Source organism: Polaribacter sp. 20A6, assembly GCF_011378915.1.
GTDB classification, from domain to species: Bacteria; Bacteroidota; Bacteroidia; order Flavobacteriales; family Flavobacteriaceae; genus Polaribacter; species Polaribacter sejongensis.
Window position 1 is genome coordinate 1 of record NZ_WTPZ01000065.1, and the last position, 778, is coordinate 778.

Annotated in this window: 1 protein-coding gene; it reads right to left on the reverse strand. The window is 33.0% G+C overall.

Going from position 1 to position 778, the window contains the following annotated elements; all coding sequences use genetic code 11:
- Positions 1-200: 200 nt before the first annotated feature.
- On the reverse strand, positions 201-653 hold the full coding sequence (locus GQS57_RS18400) for a hypothetical protein (protein ID WP_165734430.1): 453 nt from the start codon (positions 651-653) through the stop codon (positions 201-203).
- Between the last annotated feature and the right edge of the window lie 125 nt (positions 654-778).

The window sequence follows — 778 nt, forward strand, 5'->3', positions numbered from 1 at the left end:
TAGAAGTTCTTGTTTTGTCATTTTTTTTAGTTTTATTTCGATTTGGTTTAAATTAAGCACAACGTTGTTGTGTATTGAAAGTTGCGTTTTAAGTGAACGGCTATTTTCCGAAGGAAAATAGAAGTTTACAAAAATGCAATTAACTTTGATTAAGCACTAATTTAAGCAATTTTTTATACACGGTGTTGCCCACAGTTTTTTTAACGACTCAAAATTCCAATTATAAATTCCCATATTCCGTTTAATATTTTTTTCGAAGTTGGTAAAGGTTTTTCCTGATTTGGGTCTTCCAACCAAAAGCCACAAACATTACAAATGACTTCATCTTTGTAAGTTACACGACCTCCAATTGCGTCCCAAGTGGCAATTTCGTCTTTAATTCCAATTCCGCCACCAGTATTTGTCCATTCCACTTTATTGCTCCGAATTTTTTCCGAATAACATCTTTCACATCTTTTTTTCCCATCGTTCAATTTTGACTTTGGGTTTTCAGAAATTAGTTTGTCAATTTTCGATTCATTCAAATTTCTTTCAGCCAGATATTCTTTTATTCCAGATTGCGTAACTTTCATATAAGTCAGAAGTTTGAATTTTGCAAAATATGCTAATTCATAATCATCTAATTCGTTTAAAAAGTCTCTTATTCGGCTCATTTCGTAAATTGTGGGCAACGTGTTTGTATATGGTTTGTTGCGTGTTTCAAGCAACTAATTTAGTAAATAATTACCGACCAAGAAAGTCCGCGAGGACTTTCGTAAGTAGGCGAGAAGCCAGCAAT